Source organism: Mycobacterium shinjukuense (assembly GCF_010730055.1).
GTDB classification, from domain to species: Bacteria; Actinomycetota; Actinomycetes; order Mycobacteriales; family Mycobacteriaceae; genus Mycobacterium; species Mycobacterium shinjukuense.
In genome coordinates this window covers 3,994,484-4,015,176 of sequence record NZ_AP022575.1, presented here as the reverse complement: position 1 = coordinate 4,015,176, position 20,693 = coordinate 3,994,484, and the positions used below count along the sequence as shown (strand labels likewise).

12 protein-coding genes and 4 pseudogenes are annotated in these 20,693 nt (G+C 68.9%); 9 read left to right on the top strand and 7 right to left on the bottom strand.

The genetic code is table 11. The features are described from left to right. Positions 1 to 15: 15 nt before the first annotated feature. The 3 genes from G6N20_RS18120 to G6N20_RS18110 all read left to right on the top strand — a co-directional run bounded on the left by G6N20_RS18120 (position 16) and on the right by G6N20_RS18110 (position 3,310). Positions 16 to 423, top strand: a complete 408-nt coding sequence (locus G6N20_RS18120) for a TIGR03668 family PPOX class F420-dependent oxidoreductase (RefSeq protein WP_083048948.1) — start codon at positions 16 to 18, stop codon at positions 421 to 423. 190 nt (positions 424 to 613) lie between these two features. Then, complete coding sequence (locus G6N20_RS18115) at positions 614 to 2,761, top strand: elongation factor G-like protein EF-G2 (protein ID WP_083048951.1); 2,148 nt, start codon at positions 614 to 616, stop codon at positions 2,759 to 2,761. Between the two features lie 12 nt (positions 2,762 to 2,773). Continuing rightward, positions 2,774 to 3,310 carry a DUF2231 domain-containing protein gene (locus tag G6N20_RS18110; RefSeq protein WP_083048952.1) on the top strand — a complete coding sequence of 179 codons (537 nt, stop codon included), beginning with the start codon at positions 2,774 to 2,776 and terminating at the stop codon, positions 3,308 to 3,310. A gap of 3 nt (positions 3,311 to 3,313) precedes the next feature. Here the strand turns inward: G6N20_RS18110 and G6N20_RS18105 are convergent, their stop codons facing one another. Beyond that, on the bottom strand, positions 3,314 to 4,915 hold the full coding sequence (locus G6N20_RS18105) for a FadD7 family fatty acid--CoA ligase (RefSeq protein WP_083048980.1): 1,602 nt from the start codon (positions 4,913 to 4,915) through the stop codon (positions 3,314 to 3,316). A 205-nt stretch (positions 4,916 to 5,120) separates the two neighbouring features. Between G6N20_RS18105 and oxc the strand changes: the two genes are divergently transcribed. Further along, on the top strand, positions 5,121 to 6,857 hold the full coding sequence (oxc, locus tag G6N20_RS18100; protein ID WP_083048955.1) for an oxalyl-CoA decarboxylase: 1,737 nt from the start codon (positions 5,121 to 5,123) through the stop codon (positions 6,855 to 6,857). Here oxc and G6N20_RS18095 read toward each other — a convergent pair. Further along, complete coding sequence (locus tag G6N20_RS18095) at positions 6,841 to 7,785, bottom strand: LysR family transcriptional regulator (RefSeq protein WP_083048983.1); 945 nt, start codon at positions 7,783 to 7,785, stop codon at positions 6,841 to 6,843. The genes oxc and G6N20_RS18095 overlap by 17 nt on opposite strands. Positions 7,786 to 8,059: 274 nt before the next feature. Here G6N20_RS18095 and G6N20_RS18090 point away from each other — a divergent pair, with 274 nt between their 5' ends. The 3 genes and pseudogenes from G6N20_RS18090 to G6N20_RS18085 all read left to right on the top strand — a co-directional run bounded on the left by G6N20_RS18090 (position 8,060) and on the right by G6N20_RS18085 (position 10,291). Continuing rightward, positions 8,060 to 8,815 carry a L,D-transpeptidase gene (locus G6N20_RS18090; RefSeq protein WP_083048957.1) on the top strand — a complete coding sequence of 252 codons (756 nt, stop codon included), beginning with the start codon at positions 8,060 to 8,062 and terminating at the stop codon, positions 8,813 to 8,815. Between the two features lie 87 nt (positions 8,816 to 8,902). Beyond that, positions 8,903 to 9,016: pseudogene (locus tag G6N20_RS21500) on the top strand (hypothetical protein); the annotation flags it as partial. Between the two features lie 88 nt (positions 9,017 to 9,104). Next, positions 9,105 to 10,291, top strand: a pseudogene (locus tag G6N20_RS18085) (IS30 family transposase). A 28-nt stretch (positions 10,292 to 10,319) separates the two neighbouring features. Here G6N20_RS18085 and G6N20_RS18080 read toward each other — a convergent pair. The 3 genes and pseudogenes from G6N20_RS18080 to G6N20_RS22315 all read right to left on the bottom strand — a co-directional run. Beyond that, positions 10,320 to 10,529 (bottom strand): hypothetical protein, encoded by a 210-nt coding sequence (locus tag G6N20_RS18080; protein ID WP_083050416.1) that lies wholly within the window; start codon positions 10,527 to 10,529, stop codon positions 10,320 to 10,322. A gap of 451 nt (positions 10,530 to 10,980) precedes the next feature. Beyond that, positions 10,981 to 13,044, bottom strand: a complete 2,064-nt coding sequence (locus G6N20_RS18075) for an acyltransferase family protein (RefSeq protein ID WP_232065541.1) — start codon at positions 13,042 to 13,044, stop codon at positions 10,981 to 10,983. A gap of 170 nt (positions 13,045 to 13,214) precedes the next feature. After that, positions 13,215 to 13,379: pseudogene (locus G6N20_RS22315) on the bottom strand (HNH endonuclease signature motif containing protein); the annotation flags it as partial. A 138-nt stretch (positions 13,380 to 13,517) separates the two neighbouring features. On the opposite strand from G6N20_RS22315, the gene G6N20_RS18070 reads away from it, so the two are divergent. Beyond that, positions 13,518 to 13,742 carry a hypothetical protein gene (locus G6N20_RS18070; RefSeq protein WP_083050424.1) on the top strand — a complete coding sequence of 75 codons (225 nt, stop codon included), beginning with the start codon at positions 13,518 to 13,520 and terminating at the stop codon, positions 13,740 to 13,742. Between the two features lie 82 nt (positions 13,743 to 13,824). Here the strand turns inward: G6N20_RS18070 and G6N20_RS18065 are convergent. Beyond that, positions 13,825 to 14,086: pseudogene (locus G6N20_RS18065) on the bottom strand (DUF899 family protein); the annotation flags it as partial. 200 nt (positions 14,087 to 14,286) lie between these two features. Between G6N20_RS18065 and G6N20_RS18060 the strand changes: the two are divergent. Continuing rightward, positions 14,287 to 19,128 carry a cation-translocating P-type ATPase gene (locus G6N20_RS18060; RefSeq protein ID WP_083050410.1) on the top strand — a complete coding sequence of 1,614 codons (4,842 nt, stop codon included), beginning with the start codon at positions 14,287 to 14,289 and terminating at the stop codon, positions 19,126 to 19,128. Here G6N20_RS18060 and G6N20_RS18055 read toward each other — a convergent pair. Further along, a complete protein-coding gene (locus tag G6N20_RS18055) occupies positions 19,119 to 20,693 on the bottom strand; it encodes an AMP-binding protein (RefSeq protein WP_083050408.1) in 1,575 nt (524 codons plus the stop codon). The genes G6N20_RS18060 and G6N20_RS18055 overlap by 10 nt on opposite strands.

Here is a 20,693-nt window from a genome sequence, read left to right as displayed (position 1 = left end):
CTCTAGGCTGGCGCCGTGGCGGAATTCCACCCGAAGGCCAGCTTTGCGCAGGCCCCGGTCGCCCGATTGGCCACCGTCACACCGGGCGGCACACCGCACCTGGTGCCGGTGGTATTCGCGGTCGACCAGGACGTCGTCTACACCGCGGTGGACGCCAAGCCGAAAACCACCCAGCGGCTGCGACGGCTCAGCAACATCGAGCACAATCCCCAGGCCAGCGTGCTCGTCGATCACTACGCCGATGATTGGACGACGTTGTGGTGGGTCCGCGCCGACGGTGTCGCGACCATTCATCGCGACGACGCGGCGATGCACACCGGATACCGGCTGCTGCGCACCAAATACGCTCAGTACCAATCGGTTCCGTTGAACGGCCCGGTCATCGCCGTCGCCGTGCGGCGCTGGTCAAGCTGGCACGCTTGACCGCACCTGAAAGCCACACCGATCCGATTCGCCCCGCCGAAGCGGCCGGGCCTGGCTGCCAAACCGGCGACGCGTCGGCCGGGCCTTGTGCTGGGCGGCCGTTGGGGGAAAAGTTGCTAATGCGTCCTGTGGGCTGGAACACACCGCCGACGTCACTGGGCGGGCACCCTGGGAGAACTGGAGGTAAGTCATGGCCGACAGAGTGAATGCTGCCCAGGCCGCTGGGGCGGCTCCCACCGCTGACGGTCCAGATGCCATTCGCAATGTGGTTCTCGTGGGACCGTCGGGCGGCGGCAAGACCACCCTCGTCGAGGCCCTCCTGGTCGCGGCCGGCGTGCTGTCTCGACCGGGTTCCATCGCCGACGGCAGCACGGTCTGCGACTTCGACGACGCCGAAATCCGCCAGCAACGCTCGGTCGGCCTGGCGGTGGCTTCCCTGGCGCACGACGGCATCAAGGTCAACCTCGTCGACACACCCGGGTACGCCGACTTCGTCGGCGAACTGCGGGCCGGGTTGCGTGCTGCCGACTGCGCGCTGTTCGTCATCGCGGCCAACGAGGGCGTCGACGAGCCGACAAAGTCCCTCTGGCAGGAATGCAGCCAGGTCGGCATGCCACGCGCGGTGGTGATCACCAAGCTCGACCATGCCCGGGCAAACTATCCCGAAGCGCTCACAGCTGCCCAAAACGCATTCGGTGACAAGGTGTTACCGCTCTACCTGCCGACCGATGACGGCCTGACTGGACTGCTGTCGCAAACCCACTACAGCTATTCCGGCGGCAACCGGACCACGCGCCCGCCGGATCCAGCCGAGGCCGATCGGATCGAGGAGGCACGCGGCTCCCTCATCGAAGGGATCATCGAGGAGTCCGAGGACGAGTCGTTGATGGACCGCTACCTCGGCGGGGAAGCGATCGACGAGTCGGTGCTGATCCAGGATCTGGAGAAAGCCGTCGCCCGGGGCTCGTTCTTCCCGGTGATCCCGGTATGCGCCGGCACCGGTGTCGGCACGCTGGAACTGTTGGAGGTCGCAACCCGCGGATTCCCGTCACCGCGGGAACATCCGCTGCCGGAGGTCTTTACCCCACAAGGCGCCGCACACGCCACGCTGGCCTGCGACGTGGACGGGCCGTTGCTTGCCGAGGTGGTCAAGACCACCTCCGACCCCTACGTCGGTAGGATCAGCCTGGTCCGGGTGTTTTCCGGAACCATCAGGCCGGACATGACGGTCCATGTGTCCGGCCATTTCTCCTCCTTTTTCGGCGGGGCCAACGGGAGCAAGAACACCCACCCCGACCACGACGAGGACGAGCGCATCGGGGTGCTCTCCTTCCCGCTCGGCAAGCAACAGCGCCCCGCACCCGCCGTGGTGGCGGGCGACATCTGCGCGATCGGCCGGCTCAGTCGCGCCGAAACCGGTGACACGCTCTCGGACAAATCCGAGCCCTTGGTGCTCAAGCCGTGGACGATGCCCGAACCGCTGCTGCCGATCGCGGTGCAGGCGCACGCCAAGACCGACGAAGACAAGCTGTCGGTCGGCTTGGGCCGGCTGGCCGCCGAAGACCCGACCCTGCGGATCGAGCAGAACCAGGAGACACATCAGATCGTGCTGTGGTGCATGGGCGAGGCCCACGCCGGGGTGGTGCTCGACGCGCTGGCCAACCGGTACGGCATCAGCGTGGACACCGTCGAGCTGCGGGTACCGCTGCGGGAGACCTTCGCCGGCAAGGCCAAAGGCCATGGGCGGCACGTCAAACAGTCCGGCGGACACGGCCAGTACGGCGTCTGCGACATCGAAGTGGAACCGCTGCCGGAAGGCTCCGGGTTCGAATTCCTCGACAAGGTGGTCGGCGGGGCGGTGCCGCGGCAATTCATCCCCAGCGTGGAGAAGGGCATCCGGGCGCAAATGGAAAAGGGGGTGCTCGCCGGTTACCCGGTGGTCGACCTGCGGGTCACGCTGCTCGACGGCAAGGCCCACAGCGTCGACTCGTCGGATTTCGCGTTCCAGATGGCCGGTGCACTGGCGTTACGGGAGGCGGCGGCGGCGACCAGGGTGATCCTGCTGGAGCCGATCGACGAAATCTCGGTGCTAGTGCCCGACGATTTCGTCGGCGCGGTGATGGGCGACCTGTCCGGTCGGCGCGGCCGAGTGCTCGGCACCGAAACCGCGGGCCACGAACGCACGGTGGTCAAGGCCGAGGTGCCTCAGGTCGAGCTGACCCGATACGCGAATGACTTGCGCTCGCTGGCGCATGGGGCCGCCTCGTTCACCCGCAGCTTCGTCCGCTACGAGCCCATGCCCGAAGCTGCCGCGGCCCGGGTGCAGGCTTCGGCCTGAAGTGGCCTTGAAATGACGTGGAAAATCCACGAACACGGCGGCCGCGGTCCCGGGTGGACACTCGACGGGCTTCCGGTGCACATCCTGATCAACCATCTGGTCGTGGTGCTGGGTCCGCTGGCGGCGATCCTGGCCATCATGTGTGCGCTGTGGCCGGCGGCGCGCCAGCGACTGATCTGGCTGACCCTGGCGCTGGCCGCGCTGACGCTGATCGTGACGCCGTTGACGGCCAGCTCGGGTACCTGGCTGGCGGGCGAGGTCGGCGCGTCGCCCGCCATCGATAGACACGGCTCGCTGGGCAACACGTTGGCCTATTTCGTTGGGGCACTGGTGTTGGCCGTCACCATGCTGGCCATCGTCCAGCTGCGGCGGGCGCGCGGACGTCCGGTGAGGTCGGCCTGGCACGCGGCGGTCGTCATTGTGGTGATCGCCGCCGCCGCGGCCACCCTGGTGCAGACCTACCGCGTCGGCGAGACCGGCGTGCGCGCCGTTTGGGGAAGCTTCACGCATGTTCACCACGACCACAACCACGACCACAACCACGACTAGCCACTAGCGGCCGAACTGTTCGGCCACGGCGCGACGGTCAAGCGAACCTTTGGCCGTGTGCGGCAACGCGCTTGCCACCTGGAACTCGGCGGGAATCTCGAAGGCCGCCAACCGTTCCCGGCAATGCTCCGTGAGCTCTTCGGCGGTGGGGGCCGCCGCACGCGGCACGATCACCGCCGCGACCGTCTCCCCGTACATCGGGTCCGGGACGGCGAACACGGCCGCTTCCATGACGTTGGGGTGGCCGGCCAGCACGCCCTCGACGCGTTCCGGCGAGATCTTCTCACCACCACGGTTGATGAGCTCCTTGATCCGGCCGCGGATGGTCAGGGCGCCGTGCCGCGACAGCGAGCCCAAATCGCCGGTGCGCAGCCAGCCGTCGGTGAAGTTCGCGGCGGTGATCTTCGGATCACCCAGGTAGCCACGCACCACAGTGGGGCCGCGCAGCCATATCTCACCCACCGCACCGGCCGGCAGCGGCCGCCCGTCCGGCCCGACGATGCGGATCTGCGGTCCGGTGGACCTGCCGACGAGTCCGGGTGATAACGCGGGCCTTTCGTCGCGAGTGAGGCTTGTGCTGGTCACCTGATGGGTCGCCTCGGTCATGCCGAACGCGCACACCACCGGCGCCGAGAACTCGGTTTCTAGCGCCAGCGCTGCCTGCGGGGTCAGCGGCGCGCTGCAACTGCGGATGAAACGCAGGGTGGCCCGCCTGCTGCCGGATGACTCGGTTGCCGTGCGCTCCAACAGAATCTGGTGAATCGTCGGCACCGCGGTGTACCAGGTGGCCCGCACCGCGTCGATGTCGTCCCAGAACGTGTGCGCCGAGAACCGTCCACCGGCGGGCAGCAACACGGTGCCGCCGGATGCCAGGCTCGACAGCAACGCGGCCACCAGCCCGTGGCCGTGGTAGAGCGGCATCACCGCCACCGTCGCGTCTTGCGGGCCCAGCCGGTATCCGGCGATGATGGCGCGCACCGAGCTGGCGATGTTGGCGAGCGTCCAGGGCACCATCTTGGGCAGCCCGGTGGTCCCGCCGGTGAACATGATCATGGCGTCGTCGGGTCGCAGCCCCTGCGGCGTCGAGGTGGCCGGGTGCGGCCGCGCGGCCGCGAGCATCCGCACCGACGGGGCGCCGCCGCCGACGGTCACCGCGATCGGCCACCACCGCATCCCCGTCTCTGCCGTGTCGCCGGGTCCGTCACCGTCGACGAGCACCGCCCGCGCCCCGACGGCGTCGCAGCGGGCGCGCTGCTCGCCCACGGGCAGCGCGGGATCCAGCGGAACCACCACCAGGTCCGCTCGCGACGCCGCCAACAAGGCGACGACGAATTCGGCGTTGCTCCCCGCCCGCAGGGCCACTCGATCACCCGGCAGCAGGCCGGACCGCGCCAGCTGCCCGGCCAGATCGTCGACCAGGCGGACCAAGTCGCGGTAGCCGATCGGGGTGCGATCGGGGGTGACGACGAGCGCCGCGGCCTCCGGCGCCCGGGTCGCGGCCGCCGCGACCAGATCGGCGATGCGCGGGCTCGACGCTTGACCGGACCGCTGCCCGCCGAACGGTTGCGCCACCGCCTTTCCGCCGGTGATCGACTCCGATGTCATCGGGTGCGCTCCTTTTCCGTAGCCCGGCGCCACGTGGGCGCCTGGTCAGCACCATGCCGGTGACCGTCCCCGGTTGTCCAATACCGATCCGCTACCGGTCGATAACCGGCGTGTATCGCCACATAGCGAGCCGGTTTTGGACACGGTTGGCGTGCCCGATCAAAGATGGCCGAAGCACCCGACACGCATCCGAGGAGTCGCCACCATGGCCGCACCATCGACTGGACTGACCGACGGTTTTCACCTGGTGGTGGACGCGCTGCAGGCCAACGACGTTAAGACCATCTACGGGGTCGTCGGCATCCCGATCACCGACCTCGCCCGCACCGCCCAGGCGTCGGGGATCCGCTATATCGGTTTCCGCCACGAGGCGTCCGCCGGCAATGCGGCCGCCGCCGCCGGGTTCCTGACGGCGCGCCCCGGGGTGTGCCTGACGACCTCCGGGCCAGGGTTTCTCAACGGCCTGCCGGCGCTAGCCAACGCCACCGCGAACTGCTTTCCGATGATCCAGATCTCCGGATCCGGCCGGCGGTCGGTGGTGGACCTGCAGCGCGGCGACTACCAGGAGATCGACCAGCTCAACGTGGCTCGGCCGGTCGTCAAGGACGCCTACCGGATCGGCCGCGTCGAGGACATCGGGCGCGGTGTCGCTCGCGCCCTCCGCACCGCGATCTCCGGGCGCCCGGGCGGGGTTTATCTCGACATCCCCGGCGACGTGCTCGGCCAAGCCATGGATGCCTCGGCGGCCGCCGACACCGTCTGGCGGCTCGTCGACCCGGCTCCGCGGCAGCCGCCGGCACCGGCGGCGGTGGAACGCGCGCTGGACCTGCTGGCGCGGGCGCGGCGGCCGCTGATCGTGCTGGGCAAGGGCGCCGCATATGCTCAGGCCGACAACGTGATTCGAGAATTTGTGGAAGCCACCGGCATGCCCTTCCTGCCGATGTCGATGGCCAAAGGGCTGCTGCCGGATGCACATCCGCAGTCGGCGGCCGCGGCCCGATCGCTGGCAATCGGGTGCGCCGACGCGGTCTTGCTGGTCGGTGCCCGGCTGAATTGGCTACTCGGCCACGGAGAGTCGCCACAATGGTCGGTCGACGCCAAGTTTATCCAGGTCGATGTCGAGGCGTCGGAGTTCGACAGCAACCGGCCGATCGCGGCACCGCTACATGGCGACATCGGTTCGGTGATGGCGGCGCTGCTGGCCGGCCTGGCCGCGCATCCGATCGTCACACCCCCGGCGTGGACCAGCCAACTCGCCCATCGCAAGGCGCAAAACAACACCAAGATGCGCGCGCGGCTCGCCGAAGCATCGCACCCGATGCGGTTCTACAACGCGCTCGGCGCGATACGGAGTGTGCTGCAACGCAACCCGGACGTCTATGTGGTCAACGAGGGCGCCAACGCATTGGACCTGGCCCGCAACGTCATCGACATGCAGTTGCCGCGACACCGGCTCGACACCGGAACGTGGGGCGTGATGGGCATCGGCATGGGCTATGCCATCGCCGCCGCGGTGGAGACCGGCCGGCCGGTCGTCGCCATCGAGGGTGACAGCGCATTCGGATTCAGCGGCATGGAAGTCGAAACCGTTTGCCGCTACCGGCTGCCGGTCACCGTGGTGATCCTCAACAACGGCGGTGTCTATCGGGGTGACGAGATCGCCGCCGGCGCCGCCGGCGCCGACAAGGATCCCGCGCCCACCGTGCTGAACGCCGGCGCGCATCACGAGCTGATCGCAGAGGCCTTCGGCGGCAAGGGATATCATGTGACCACTGCGTCCGAGCTGGCCGCCGCGCTGACCGAGTCGCTGGCGGCCAACCGGCCAGCGATCATCGACTGCGAAATCGACCCCGGCGCCGGGGTGGAGAGCGGACACCTGGCGGGCCTGAACCCCACCAGCGCGGCCGCCGCCGGAGCACACCGGGTCAGCGCCGCCGGGTGATTTCGCGCAACTGGGCCTCGAAGAACTCCTCCAGCGCGAGCCGTTGCGCGCAGCCGATGAACGCCCGGGCAACGGGCGAGCCCGGCCCAACGGCGTTGGTAGCGAGCACGATCGGGGCCGTCAGCACCGGATCGACGAGTTCCACCGCTCGGATCTGACCGGTCATGGGCCCGGTCAACGGTGTGGTCCACAGCCAGGTGTGCGCAATGATGCAGGCCCAGTTGCCGGTTGCGACCTGTGCGAATAGCGATGCGACCGAATCGGTTTCGACTTGGGGGCTAACCGTGACGCCGTGGTCGGCAAAGGCTCCGTCGATGATCTGCCGGTCGCTCATGTCCGGTGTCAGCAATGCCAGTGGCAGCTGAGCGACGTCCGGCCATGCCAGCGTCGACGCACCCGGGGGCAGCATGTCCGCCGGCAATAGCAGCACGTAGTGCTCCTGGTAGAGCGGCACCACCTCCACCTCGGGCACGTCCGCGGGTGCGCGGTGCGCGATGACGGCGTCGAGCTCGAAGTCGCGCAGCCGCCGGTACAGCTCCGTGGTCGCCAGCCGGGAACGGATCTGCACCTTGGCCAACGGATGAGCGGAGCAGAAGGCCGACAGCACCAGGGACGCCGTGGTCGATGCGGTCGGCACCGTTCCCAGCCGAAGCGTTCCGGTGATGCCGGACCGTACCGCGTTCACCTCGGCCTTGAACGCGGCGTGCTCGGCGAGTATTCGCTTGGCCCACACCACCAACCGCTCGCCCTCGGGGGTGAGGCCCTCGAAGCTGTGGCCGCGATTGATCAGGGTGACATTGAGTTCCCGTTCCAGCTTGGCGATCGCCGAGGACAGCGCGGGCTGTGATACGTAACATCGCTCGGCGGCCCGAGCGAAGTGCCGCTCCTGCGCGACCGCGACGAAGTACTCCAGCTGGCGGAAGAGCACCCGCACCTCCTCGGCTCTCGGGCACCGGTGTCGGTGAGGTTACCGGGCGGCTAATCCGGTGCCGCAGATGGGTTCCCACCAGACAGTGGACGGCGTCACCGACCGGTGCGGTCGGGCGCGGCGGCCCGGGCCACCGTCGCGACCGATGGCCAGCTGGAAGGCCGGATCGACCCGGGCCGCATCGACAGCCGGATTTGTTTGCTGCGGCCCGCGCTGGGTAGATAGCAACTAGAATGCCGTTGAGTTGATCGCACCATCTCGAAGGGGGAGCGCCATGCGTCGAGTGGTTCGTTGTCTGTTCGTTATGGCCGCGATCGCCGCGCTGGCCGCGGCCGGGTCGGGCAACCCCGCGACCGGTGCCGTCGCGGTACCGGTGCCGACCCCGGCCGTTGCTTCGGTGTTGCCGGCCAATGGCTCGGTGGTGGGCGTGGCGCACCCGGTGGTGGTCAGCTTCAGCGCGCCGGTGACCGATCGCCGCGCCGCCGAGCGTAGCATCCGCATCAGCTCACCGCACAACATGACCGGCCGTTTCGAGTGGATCAATAGCATTGTGGTGCAGTGGGTTCCGGACAGGTATTGGCCGCCGCACGCCCGGATCTCGGTGGCCGTGCAGGAACTGACGGAAGGCTTCGAGACCGGTGATGAACTCCTGGGGGTTGCCAGCATTTCCGCGCACACCTTCACCGTCAGCAGAAACGGGGAAGTCCTTCGCACCATGCCGGCCTCGATGGGTAAGCCCAGCCGACCGACGCCGATCGGTAGCTTTCACGCCATGTCCAAGGAGCGCACCGTCGTGATGGACTCGCGGACCATCGGCATCCCGCTGAATTCCTCGGACGGGTATCTGATCACCGCCCATTACGCGGTTCGCGTCACCTCGAGCGGTGTCTACGTGCACTCGGCGCCGTGGTCGGTGAACTCACAGGGCTACGCCAATGTCAGCCATGGCTGCATCAACCTAAGCCCGGATAATGCCGCGTGGTACTTCAACGCCGTCACCATCGGCGATCCCATCGAGGTGGTCGGCTAGCTACCCTCCCGGTGTTGCGCCGACCGTGAAACTGACGACAGGACACGGCCTTAGCCTCAAGTGATCGCTGCAACACCTGACCGAGAGGTGTTGGTGCTGCATGGGTTACCAGACGGGGTTTCGGGGTCCGGGGGATCGGGTGCCGGATGGGGTGCGGGAGAAGTTCTGGAAGGCGCTGCAATCGGGGCTATCACCGACGGCGGCGGCCACGGTGGCCGGGGTGGCGGGTTTGACGGGCCGGAAATGGGCCAAGGCCGCGGGGTATCAGACCAATCCGAAGCACTACGGCATCCGGTACTCGGCCGAGGTCAGGGATGCATTCTGGGAGGCGCTGCGCACGGGGGCGACGCCGACGCAGGCGGCGGTAATCGCCGGCGTGTCGGAGCACACCGCTCTGCGCTGGGTCGATCAGGCTGGATACGTGCCGAGAACACCTATTCCTGCTGGTGAAGAGCCCGACGCGGCGTCGCGGTCGATGTCGTTTGTCGAACGTTGCCGATTAGAGGAGCTACTCGTCGCGGGGTATACGCAGGCTGGGGCCGCGCGACTGTTGGGACGGCATCCATCCACGATTGGTCGGGAGGTATGCCGGGGGGCGACGAGCTGTGGGTACCGTGCCCGCATCGCCCAGGACGCCGTTGACGCCAACCGCGCCCGCCCCAAGGCGCGCAAGCTGGAGTCCAACCGGCGCTGTTGGCCGAGGTTGTGCGACGCTTGCAGCAGCGGCACAGCCCCGAGCAGATCGCCGGGCGGCTGCGTGAGGACTTCCCCGACGATCCGGAGATGTGGGTGTCACACGAGACGATCTACCAGGCAATGTACGTCCAGCCCCGCGGGGAACTGGCCCGGCAGGTCAAGACCGCGCTGCGCACCGGAAGGACGCAACGAAAACCGCAGGGCCGCAAAGATATAGAAGACCGCAACCGGTTCAAGGCAGGCATGGTCAACATCAGTGAGCGACCCGCCGAGGCCGACGACCGGGCCATCCCAGGCCACTGGGAAGGCGACCTGATCATCGGCGCCAACAGCGGTTCGGCGATAGGGACCCTGGTGGAGCGCACCACCGGGTTCGTGATGCTGCTGCACTTACCCGGTGACCACACCGCCGCCACCGTCGCCGAGGCCATCACCGCAAAGATCCCCGACATCCCCGAAATCCTGCGCAGATCGTTGACCTGGGACCAAGGCGCCGAGATGGCGCTGCACACCAAGATCACCGAGGCCACCGGGCTGCCGATCTACTTCTGCGACCCACACAGCCCCTGGCAACGCGGCACCAACGAGAACACCAACGGCCTGCTTCGCCAGTACTTCCCCAAAGGCACCGACCTGTCCTTCCACGGACCCGGGATCCTCGACAACGTCGCCGCCGAACTCAACGCCCGACCCCGCAAACGTCTCGGCTGGCGCACCCCCGCCGAAGAACTCGACCGACTACTCTCAGACCCGTCCACTTTTGTTGCAGCGACCGCCTGAATCCAAGGCCGCTGGGCCGTCGTCAGATTCACGGTCGTGGTGGACCGGGCGTCGGATGCCCGCCCAACGACGCGGTGATCACCGCGATCGGCATCCGCGTCACATACCGGTCGGCACGGCGCTCGGCGGTCAGGTTGCGCGCCGCGCGCAACCTGTCCGTCAGGCGCCGACCCGCACGCAGCAACGACCGCCCGCTACCTGTGACACGGGTGACTCGTTGTGCAACAACAAAAGCCATGATTTGCTCCTCTCGGAGGCCCGATTGGCGTCAGTCAGAGCGTGTCGGCCCGGTGAACTACCAACGGCGAATGTCCGAGAATTTCAGCCGACGCGATAGATGCCGGTGCCGGATCGGGACAAGACGGATTTCGGATAGGAACTATCGCTGGGACTCATCTCGCCCTCACCTCCTCACGGCCAGGACACCCGCGGGTGTCGCCACCTTCACCTGTAGGGAACCGGAAGCGAATGACCCGGCGGGCGAGCCGTCGAACGCGTTCCTCCCGAGGTTTCGGCTGGTAGGCGCCTCGCTGAGCGAAGTGCCCGCGTATCCATGGTTCCACCGGGGCCGCGGCACGTCAAACGACGGGCCTACCCGGCAAGCATGGCCGACGCATCGCCGGATCCACCGGTTGCGGCAGCGCCTGCGGTCGGGCGGCGGCGGTGCTGCTGGGCCCGCGAATTGGCGGCTACCGCAGCGACTCTTCAAGCCACGGCAGCAGCCATTTCACGCCTTCCGGGGTCAGGTGGACACCGTCACTGCGTACCTTGACGCCGTCGACCTTGGGTGTGTAAACCCCGTCGGGGCATAGCTTTTTGTTCAGATCGATGACGCCGGCGTTGGGACGCCGGCCAATCGCGTCGCGCAACATGGCGTTCCATTGATTCACCCGCTCGGGTTGGTCTTCCGGGTACAAGCGGCCGTCGGGCTTCTCACCACCCCGGCTGTAGGGCACCGTCGTGACCATCACCCGAACGCCGGTGGAGCCCACGATATTCAGCGCTCGTTGCAGCTCGACCTTGAGGTACGCATCGAAGGTCGGGTCGCCGATGTGGGTCCACCTTCCCTCGTTGACGCGGTCGACGGTCTCCCAACGACCGATGATCAGCAACGCCACGTCCGGCCGGTCCTGGCTGATCTGCGCAGACCACCGGCCCGGCCAGCCATCGCATTCCGCCCGCTGCTCCAGGGTCTGGCCAATGTACCGATATGGTGTGCCGCGCACCAGGCTGCAGCCAATGACTGTGTGGTCGATGAACCTGAATCCTGGCGTCGGCGGAAGGTAGTGCAGCAACGTCCACCCGATGGAATCACCGAATACCGAAACGGTGAACGGCTGGTTCGGATCTCGCGGCCCGGGTTCCGGCGCCGGCTGGCCGGTTCCCGGCGGCGATGGCGACACCACGGCCACCGCCGACACCCCGGGCGGAAGGCCGACCTCCCGTAACCCGGGTCCGGTACCGACGGGGACGACCAGCACCGTCACCGCGGCGGCGGTCGCGACGGTGGCGGCCGCCAGTGGCAACAGCGGCACCCGCTCGGGTCGCCAGCGGCGGATGGGTTGTTCGATGAGCCACCACGACGCGTAGGCCACCGCCACCGTGACGGCGCACCGAGCTGCGAACAGTTCGACGCCGGTCCAACCGGTGCGTTCCCCGTTGAGCGCCAGAAAGATTGGCCAGTGCCACAGATAGACGCCGTACGAGATGGTGCCCAGCCAGACCAACGGGCGCCAGGCCAGCATGCGGGCCACCAACCCACGTTGCTCCATCGCCGCCGGGGCGACCACGAGGACCGCGGACATCGCCACCGCGATCAACAGACCCTGGCGGAACACGCTCGCGCCGCCGGTCGCGTGGTGGGCAATCGCCGCCAGCCCGGCCAGCCCACCGACCGGCAGCGAGCGGGCGACCCGCCGCCCCCACCGGGTTCGGATCAGACACCACCCGCGGTTCAGCGCCGGCCAATCCCGCACCAGCAGGGCCGATGCCGCGGCACCGACCAACAACGCCTGCGCTCGGGTATCGGTGCCGAAGTAGATCCGATCGAGCGTGGCGTCCGAGGTGAAGGCGATGGCGGCCGCTGCGGAAGCCAATGCGCCGAGGGTGGCGATCACGAAGGTGGCGAACCGAACCCCGCCTAGGGTGGCTCGCTGAAAGTAGCGTCGGGCGCGGGCCGCCGACAGCAGGGTCACCGCGATCAGCAACAGTGGCCAGACAATGTAGTACTGCTCCTCCACCCCCAGCGACCAGGTGTGTTGCAGGGGCGAGGGTGGAGCGCCCTGGGTGAAATAGTCGGTCTGCTGCTCCACAAACCGCCAGTTGGCGACCCAAAGGAAGGCAGCGATGGCGTCGTTACGCAACCCGGTAAGGCCTTGATGGGGAAAGAGTTCGCGTGCCGCGGCCACGGTGAGCACCATCAGGACCAGTGCCGGCAACAGTCGGCGCGCTCGGCGAATCCAAAACCCGGCGAGGTCGATGCGGCCGGTGCGGCCCAGCTCGTCGAGCAGCAGCGAGGTGATCAGGAATCCGCTGAGGACGAAGAAGATGTCGACGCCGATGAAGCCGCCGCCCACACCCGGGATGCCGCCATGGCCGGCGAGAACTAGCGCGACAGCTACCGCCCGAAGGCCGTCGAGCGCGGGAATGACGCTGCGCCGCTCCGGTTGGTCCCGCAACGCCAGCCGGCCGGCATGACGCACCGGGGCCACCCATCGGGGCCGTCGAGCGGAACGCGCCGGGACGGGGTTGATTCCGCTCGGTTCAGTGCCCGCTGCTCGTGCGCCCCGACCGCCGTGTCGCCCGCCGCCGTAGTTGCTGCCGATACGTCGCTACCCCTCCTCGTGACCCCGGCAAGCTTAGCCGCGAAAGCCACCGACCTTTGGGAGACACGCAGAGGCCTGCACCCAAAATTCGGTGGGCCTACGGAATCGGGTCCGAGGTGGCCGGCGCGTTGGGCTTCGGCGGTGGCCGTCAACAGCGGCGGCAACACCTGGCCGGTCAGCGCACGCCGCGGCCCGGCACCGTTGAGCTCCACCCGGCCCAATGCTCGTGAGCGAGTGGCGATGTTCTGCGGGAACTCGCCTCCCGAGACTCGGCGCACCTGCGGGCGACGCCCGGAACCAGCCGCCTGTCACGGTCTCACCCGCACCGCGCCGGGATCAGGGCGCGACACCTCACGCGTGGGTGTTCCCTTGGCTGGCCGACGTGGCTTACTGTGATTCGCGTGGACTCACACGGAACCCCCGAGTTGGTACCTGTCGAAGACCTGCACTCAGGCGACCCGATCACCGATGGCGGTCAGCGGTACATCGTTCTGGAGTCGAAGGCCGTCGGCGACAGCTGCGTGGTCCTCGAACTGGAATCGAGAGTCAACCACCAGCTGCAGGTCATCGAGAAGTCCTTCCCGACCGGGTACCACGTCGGCAGGGCCAACCACCGAATCTTGTAGTCGAGTTTCCTGAGCCGATTTGTCGGTCCGGGTTTCGCGGTGCGCAGCCGTTCGCTGGTTACTTCGTGCCGACGCGCGACGGTCACGGGCTCTTGCGATCGTCCGGCCGGGGTTCACCCGACCGGCGCGACGGCTCACCCCTGGCCCTACGCGTCGTGCCAGTTCCACCACTCGTACGGCGAGGTCTGCGGATGGCCTTCCGGCGAGTCCTCCCATTCCTCCTGACGCCCCAGTGCCGTCATGTCCAGGAAGCTCCCGGTGGTGCCCAGCGCCTCGCCGCCACGGTTATTGATGAAGTAGGTACGGAACACCCGGTCACCGAAACGCATGAAGGCGCCAACCCATCCCGCCGACACACACGCGAGCCGTTGTCGCGGTGCCGGCAGATCGCGCTCACCGCGCTACCAGGCGCGGGCGGTCCGGGGCAGGGGTGCAAGGTCGGCGGCGGCGAGCGCCGCGGCGCGCCGCCTGTCTATGGGTGTATTGGACAGGTCCGTACGACGCCGGAAGTATAGGTGCGGTAGACGCGGTTGAAGGGTGACAAATGAAGATTCCGGGTGTCGCCGGCCCAGTAGTCAATCTGTTCGCCGGCGTGACCGGTGTAGCGACACAGGTAGTGCAGGCCGGCGTGCAAGGTGCGGCTGGCGCCGCCGGCGCGATGCAGATGCTGGCCAGCCCGGTGATGGAGTTAGCCGGGCCGGTTCTGCAGTCGATGGCCCAAACGACGGGCCGAGCGATCGGGATGGCCGGGTTCCGCGAGGGATCGCCCGACCGCATCAAGCCGCCCGTGCGGTGGCACAGCGGGCGGCGCGTGCATTTCGATCTGGACCCGCTGCTGCCCTTCCCGCGCTGGCACGAGCATGCGGCGGTGGTCGAAGAGCCGGTCCGTCGGATCCCGGGCGTGGCCGAGGCCCACGTCGAGGGCGCGTTGGGTCGGCTGGTGGTCCAACTTGACGACGACGCAGACAGCGACACCGTGTTGGACGAGGTGCGGGCGACGGTTTCGGCCGTGGCCGCCGACATACTCCTGACGGCGCCGGGGCCGGCGCCCAACTCCGCACCATTCGCCGACCCGGGCAACCCGTTGGCGATTCTGCTGCCGCTGACCGTCGCGGCGATGGATCTGATGGCGATGGCCGCCGCGCTGACCGGCTGGGTCGCCCGACTGCCGGCCGCACCGCAAACCACCCGGGCCGCGGTCGCCCTGATCAATCATCAACCGCGAATGGTGTCCCTGCTGGAATCCCGGCTGGGTCGAGTGGGCACCGATATTGCGCTCGCCGCCACGACGGCGGCGGCCAACGGGCTAACCCAGGCCGTCGGCACACCGCTGCTGGATCTGGTGCAACGCAGCATGCAAATCTCCGAGGCGGCGGCTCATCGTCGGGTCTGGCAAGAACGGGAACCCCAGCTGGCCTCCCCGAAACGGCCGCAAGCCCCGGTGGTCCCCGTCATCTCGTCATCCGGGGCGAAATCGCATGAGCCGCGGCACAGTTGGGCGGCCGCGGCGGCGGGCGAGGCTTCCCATGTGGTGGTCGGTGGATCCATCGACGCCGCGATCGACGCCGAAAAAGGGTGGATGAAGGGGCCGGTGGAGAGCTACGCCGATTCGGCGGCCAACGGTTCGTTGATCGCCGCGGCGGGTGCGTTGCTGGCCGGCGGCGGCACCGAGGACGCGGCCGGGGCGATCCTGGCCGGGGTGCCCCGCGCGGCGCACATGGGTCGGCAGGCGTTCGCCGCGGTGCTGGGCCGCGGCCTGGCAAACGCCGGGCAACTGGTGCTCGATCCGGGCGCGCTGCGCCGCCTGGATCGGGTGCAGGTGATCGTCATCGACGGCGCCGCGCTGCGCGGTGACCACCGCGCTGTGCTGCATGCCGAGGGAGACGTACCCGGTTGGGACGACGACCGCGTCTACGAGGTTGCCGACGCGCTGCTGCACGGCGAGGAGGCACCCGAACCCGACCCCGACGAGTTGCCGGCCACCGGCGCGCGGCTGAGATGGGTTGCCTCCCAAGGCCCGTCGGCGACACCGGCGCAGGGTGTCGAGCACGCCGACTTGGTGGTCGACGGTCAACGGGTGGGCAGCGTCAAGGTCGGCTGGGAGGTCGACCCGTACGCGGTCGCGCTGCTGCAGACCGCGCACCGAACCGGAGCCCGAGTGGTCTTGCGTCATGTCGCCGGCACCCAAGATCTGTCGGCCAGCGTCGGTGCCACGCATCCGCCTGGTACCCCGCTGCTGCAGCTGGTGCGTGATCTGCGGACGGATCGCGGACCGGTGCTGCTGGTCACGGCGTTGCACCGGGACTTCGCCTCCACCGACACCTTGGCCGCGCTGGCCATCGCCGATGTCGGCGTCGCCCTCGACGATCCACGCGCCGCGACACCATGGACCGCCGACATCATCACCGGCACCGACCTGGCCGCGGCGGTGCGGATCTTGTCGGCGATTCCCGTCGCCCGGTCCGCCAGCCAGTCGGCCGTGCACCTGGCTCAGGGCGGCACGACGCTGGCCGGGCTGCTGCTGGTCACCGGGGAGAAAGACACCGGCACCAGCCCGCTGAGCTTCCGCCGCTGGTTCAATCCGGTCAATGCGGCCGCGGCGACGGCCTTGGTGGCGGGAAGTTGGTCGGCCAGCAAGGTGCTGCGACTGCCCGACCCCACCCCGCAACCGCTGACCGCCTGGCATGCGCTGGACCCGGAGATCGTCTACTCGCGGCTGGCCGGCGGCGCGCGACCGTTGGCCGCCGAGCCCGGCGTCCCCGCCTGGCGACGCATCCTGGACGACCTGTCCTACGAACCCGTGGTGGCGCCGCTGCGCGGCCCGGCACAAGCCCTGGCGCGGCTGGCGGTGGCCACCCGGCACGAACTGGCCGATCCGCTCACCCCGATCCTGGCGGTCGGCGCCGCGGCATCCGCCATCGTCGGCAGCAACATCGATGCGTTGCTGGTCGCGGGCGTGATGACGGTCAACGCGGTCACCGGTGGGGTGCAACGGCTGCGGGCCGAGGCGGCGGCCGCGGAGTTGTTCGCCGAGCAAGACCAGCTCGTGCGCCGGGTCGTGGTCCCGGCGGTGGCGACGACCCGGCGCCGGTTGGAGGCGGCCCGACACGCCACCCGCACGGTCACGGTGTCCGCGAAGTCGCTGCGGGCCGGCGATGTCATCGACCTGGCCGCGCCGGAGGTGGTCCCGGCGGATGCCCGCCTGTTGGTGGCCGAGGACCTCGAAGTCGACGAGTCTTTCCTGACGGGTGAGTCGCTGCCGGTGGACAAGCAGGAGGAGCCGGTGGCCGTCAACGACCCCGACCGGGCCAGCATGCTGTTCGAAGGCAGCACGATCGTCGCCGGACATGCCCGCGCGATCGTGGTGGCCACCGGGGTCGGCACCGCCGCCCACCGGGCGATCTCGGCCGTCGCCCACGTGGAAGCCTCGGCCGGGGTGCAAGCCCGGCTGCGGGAACTGACCGGCAAGGTCCTCCCGCTGACGCTCGCCGGTGGCGCGGCGGTCACCGGGTTGGCGTTGGCGCGCCGCGCGTCGCTGCGCCAGGCTGTCGCCGACGGCGTCGCCATCGCGGTGGCGGCGGTTCCGGAGGGCCTGCCGTTGGTGGCCACCCTCTCCCAGCTGGCCGCCGCCCAGCGGCTCACCGAGCACGGCGTGCTGGTGCGCTCGCCCCGCACCATCGAAGCGTTGGGCCGGGTCGACACCATCTGTTTCGACAAGACCGGCACGCTGACCGAGAACCGGTTGCGCGTCGTGTGCGCCGTACCGGGCGGCAGTGCGGCGGGGGACCCGCTGCCGCCGGCCTCCGATCCGGGCTCCATCGCGGTGCTGCGGGCCGCCGCGCGTGCGTCCACGCAGCCCCACGACGGTCAGGGGCACGCGCACGCCACCGACGAGGCAATCCTCACCGCCGCGAGTTCGCTGAGCAGCCAGGGTGATTCGGAGTGGACGGTGCTCGCCGAAGTGCCGTTCGAGTCCAGTCGTGGCTTCGCCGCCGCTATCGGCACCACGGGCACCGGCGGGGCGCCGACGCTGATGCTCAAGGGTGCTCCGGAAACCATCCTGCCGCGCTGCCGGTTCGCCGATCCGGACGCCGACCACCAGCGTGCGGAGGCTGTGGTGCACCACCTCGCCGAGCAGGGCTTGCGGGTGCTGGCGGTGGCGCAGCGCCCCTGGGACACGAGCGCCACCGACGATGACGCCACCGATGCCGATGCCGTCGACGAAGCCGCGCAGGACCTCGAATTGCTGGGCTACGTCGGGTTGGCTGACACCGCACGGGAATCCGCGCGGCCGTTGATCGAAGAGCTGGTGGACGCCAACCGCAACGTCGTGCTGATCACCGGGGATCATCCGGTAACCGCCCGGGCGATCGCCCGCCAGTTGGGCCTGCCGGCGGATGTGCGCGTGGTGACCGGCGCCGAGCTGGCCGGCCTCGACGAGGAGGGGCGCGCCAAACTCGCCGCCGACGTGCAAGTCTTTGCCCGGGTCAGCCCGGAGCAGAAGGTGCAGATCGTGGCGGCGCTGCAGCGTTGCGGGCGGGTGACCGCAATGGTGGGCGACGGCGCCAACGATGCGGCCGCCATCCGGATGGCCGACGTGGGCATCGGGGTGAGCGGTCGCGGGTCGTCGGCCGCGCGTGGGGCCGCCGACATCGTCTTGACCGATGATGACCTGGGCGTGCTGCTCGACGCGCTGGTCGAGGGCCGCAGCATGTGGGCCGGGGTGCGTGATGCGGTCACGATTCTGGTCGGCGGCAACGTCGGCGAGGTGCTGTTCACCATCATCGGCACGGCGTTGGGGACCGGGCGGGCACCGGTGGGTACCCGGCAACTGCTGCTGGTGAACCTGCTCACCGACATGTTCCCCGCGCTAGCCGTCGCGATCACCTCGCAGTATGACGATCCCGAGGAGGACACGGATCGCAGCGACGACGAGATCGAGGAGGTGCGGCGGGCGCGCCAGCGCGCCGTCTTGACCGCGCCGCCGCCCTCGTTGGACGCGCCACTGATGCGCCAGATCGTCAACCGCGGCGTCGTCACGGCCGCCGGCGCCACGGCGGCCTGGGCCATCGGACGCTGGACGCCGGGCACCGAACGACGCACGGCAACGATGGGACTGACCGCCCTGGTGACCACGCAGCTCGCGCAGACCCTGCTGACTCGGCGGCACAGCCCGCTCGTGCTAGCCACCGCGCTGGGCAGCGCCGGTGTCTTGATCGGGATCATCCAAACCCCGGTCCTTAGCCAGTTCTTCGGATGCACGCCGCTAGGGCCGGTCGCGTGGTCGGGCGTGTTCACCGCCACCGCCGGGGCCACCGCCGCCTCCGTGCTGGCGCCCAAGTGGTTGGCCAAAACGCTCGGTGCGCTGCCGCCCGATCAGAGCTGAAGCCCCCGGCTCGACAGCTCACGGCGGAGCACCTTGCCGGCGGGATTGCGCGGGATGCTAGCGACGATGTGGATGTCCCTTGGCTGTTCGAAGCGAGAAACCTTGTCTTTCAGGTACTCCCGCAACCCGGTCACGTCCACCTCCGGCCGCGGCCGCAGGACCACGTAGGCGGCCAACCGGTGGCCGAACTGCTCGTCGGGAACACCGACGACCGTGTTCTCGGCGACCGCGGGATGTTCGGCGAGGGCGTTTTCCAGCGCGCGAGGATAGACGTTCTCGCCGCCGGAGACGATCATGTCGTCCTCGCGGCCTACGACGTACAGCCGACCCGATTCGTCGAGATAGCCCAGGTCGCCGGTGCTGCTCATGCCCTCGATGACGGTGTTGGCGTCGCCGTCGGAGTGCCCCTCGCAGGTCAGCTCGCCCCCGACGAAGATGCGACCGATCACCCGCGGCCCGACCGGCCTGCCCCTTTTGTTGAAGATGCGCACCGGGCACCCCAGGACCGGTCTGCCCACCGTTTCCGGGGTGCGTCGGATCTCGGCCGGCGTGGCCAGCGCGCCGATGCCGACCTCGGTGGAGCCATACAGGTTGTACAGGACGTCGCCGTAGGCATCCATGAACCGCCGCGCCAGGCTGGGGTCCAGCCGGTCGCCGCTGGATATCACCACTCGCAGGGCGGGCACCGGGTTACGCGCACGCACGTGTTGGGGCAGGTCCAGGATGCGCGCCAGCATGATCGGCACGGCGGTCATCGCATCGGCGCGATGCAGCGAAGCCTGCGCGAGGGTGGCTTCGGCGTCGAAGCGTCGACGGGTCAGCACCGTGCCCGCCAGGCCCACGGTGAGCAGCAATATGCCCAACCCCAAGCCGTGAAACATCGGCACTGCCAGCGCAACTCGTGAGCCCACCGCTAGCTTGGTGCGCTCCAGGATCGTCACCCCGACACCCATGCCGAAGCTCATCCGGGGGGTGCGCGGCACCCCCTTGGGCACACCGGTGGTGCCCGAGGTGAGCAGCACCATTCGACCCGGCGATGCCACCTTGGGTCGCGAATCCCGTTGCTGCGCTTGGCCCGGATCCAACGTCCGGACAGATTGGTCGGATCGGCGCACTCGGTCGGTGAACTCGCCGTCGCAGACCATCGTCTGGATCTGATGTGCGACCATCGCCCCGGTAAGCGCGGCGCTCCGAAATTCGGTGTTGACCAGCACGACATCGGCGCCCACCAGGGCCGCGCCGAAGGCCGCGGTCACGAAATTGCGTCCGTTGCGGCACATCACGCCCACCGCCTGCCCGGCGCCGACACCCGCGCGGCAAAGCTGGTGGGCAACCGATTCGGTCATCGACCGCAACTCGCGGTAGGTGAGCGCGCCGTCGTCGTCGATGATCGCGGCCCGGTCCGGATAGCGCGCCGCCGCGATCGCCAGCAAGGTGTAGAGATTCGTGCCACCCCGAAAGATCTCACCGACCGTGCGCAACGCCGCGACCGGATTGGTCGGACCGAGCAGTCCCGAACACCACAGCGCCCGCACCGTCGCACTCAACGCGCTGGCCGTCGTCAT